The following is a 2,069-nucleotide window of genomic DNA, read 5'->3' as shown; positions in this document are numbered from 1 at the left end:
GGGTGGAAAGTTTTTCGGTCAAGGATGGACTCGCGGCCTATCAGCTAGTTGGTGAGGTAATGGCTCACCAAGGCGACGACGGGTAGCCGGCCTGAGAGGGTGACCGGCCACACTGGGACTGAGACACGGCCCAGACTCCTACGGGAGGCAGCAGTGGGGAATATTGCACAATGGGCGAAAGCCTGATGCAGCAACGCCGCGTGGGGGATGACGGCCTTCGGGTTGTAAACCTCTTTTAGTAGGGAAGAAGGGCTTCGGCTTGACGGTACCTGCAGAAAAAGCACCGGCTAACTACGTGCCAGCAGCCGCGGTAATACGTAGGGTGCAAGCGTTGTCCGGAATTATTGGGCGTAAAGAGCTCGTAGGCGGTTTGTCGCGTCTGCTGTGAAAACCCGAGGCTCAACCTCGGGCCTGCAGTGGGTACGGGCAGACTAGAGTGCGGTAGGGGAGAATGGAATTCCTGGTGTAGCGGTGGAATGCGCAGATATCAGGAGGAACACCGATGGCGAAGGCAGTTCTCTGGGCCGTTACTGACGCTGAGGAGCGAAAGCGTGGGGAGCGAACAGGATTAGATACCCTGGTAGTCCACGCCGTAAACGTTGGGAACTAGATGTGGGGACCTTTCCACGGTCTCCGTGTCGCAGCTAACGCATTAAGTTCCCCGCCTGGGGAGTACGGCCGCAAGGCTAAAACTCAAAGGAATTGACGGGGGCCCGCACAAGCGGCGGAGCATGCGGATTAATTCGATGCAACGCGAAGAACCTTACCAAGGCTTGACATATACCGGAAACTTCCAGAAATGGTTGCCCCGCAAGGTCGGTATACAGGTGGTGCATGGTTGTCGTCAGCTCGTGTCGTGAGATGTTGGGTTAAGTCCCGCAACGAGCGCAACCCTCGTTCTATGTTGCCAGCACGTCATGGTGGGAACTCATAGGAGACTGCCGGGGTCAACTCGGAGGAAGGTGGGGATGACGTCAAATCATCATGCCCCTTATGTCTTGGGCTTCACGCATGCTACAATGGCCGGTACAAAGGGCTGCGATACCGTAAGGTGGAGCGAATCCCAAAAAGCCGGTCTCAGTTCGGATTGAGGTCTGCAACTCGACCTCATGAAGTCGGAGTCGCTAGTAATCGCAGATCAGCAACGCTGCGGTGAATACGTTCCCGGGCCTTGTACACACCGCCCGTCAAGTCATGAAAGTCGGTAACACCCGAAGCCAGTGGCCTAACCGCAAGGAGGGAGCTGTCGAAGGTGGGATCGGTGATTAGGACTAAGTCGTAACAAGGTAGCCGTACCGGAAGGTGCGGCTGGATCACCTCCTTTCTAAGGAGCATCTGGACACCGCAGGGTGTTCCAGGCGCCAGATCAAAGCGAATGTCTTTGCTGGTAGCTCATGGGTGGAACATTGAACTAGGTGCTCGGTGAGATCGTCTCGCGTCAGTACAGCCTTCGGGTTGGGAACGCGTCGGGGCGGTGGAGTCGGGTACATGCACGCTGTTGGGTCCTGAGGGACCGGGCCGGCTGCCTTCGGGTGGCGGGGTCGACTCTCCGGATCTTTTTCTCACGCCTGGGTGTGTGAGAGAGGGATACCGCCCGTATTTTGAGAACTACACAGTGGACGCGAGCATCTTAGATTCACGGCTTCGGTCGTGGATCGACAAGATTCGCATGGCGCGGCTTTCGGGCTGCGGTCATGCAAATCATTGGATCTGCAACTTTTCGAGTTGTAGTTTCTTAACTCATGTGATTAGCAAGTTCATAAGAGCAAACGGTGAATGCCTTGGCATCTGGAGCCGAAGAAGGACGTCGTAATCTGCGATAAGCCTCGGGGAGCTGATAAACGAGCTGTGATCCGAGGATTTCCGAATGGGGAAACCCCGCCAGGCCCCTTGTGGTGACCTGGTGACTCCCGCCTGAATATATAGGGCGGGTAGAGGGAACGTGGGGAAGTGAAACATCTCAGTACCCACAGGAAGAGAAAACAACAGTGATTCCGTCAGTAGTGGCGAGCGAACGCGGAAGAGGCTAAACCGAGTCATGTGTGATACCCGGCAGGGGTTGCATGGTC

2 rRNA genes (1 of these 2 only partly in view) are annotated in these 2,069 nt (G+C 56.2%); both read left to right on the top strand.

From position 1 onward, the window contains the following. Nucleotides 1-1,324: ribosomal RNA gene (locus C5C74_RS16740) — 16S ribosomal RNA — on the top strand; the annotation flags it as partial. Between the two features lie 425 nt (nt 1,325-1,749). Then, nucleotides 1,750-2,069, top strand: a 23S ribosomal RNA gene (locus tag C5C74_RS16735) (its annotated part continues 1,526 nt past the right edge of the window); the annotation flags it as partial.

Source organism: Rathayibacter sp. AY1E8 (genome assembly GCF_002931415.1).
Lineage (GTDB): Bacteria > Actinomycetota > Actinomycetes > Actinomycetales > Microbacteriaceae > Rathayibacter.
The sequence above is the reverse complement of the archived record's forward strand: the minus strand, read 5'-3'. Positions and strand labels throughout refer to the sequence as shown.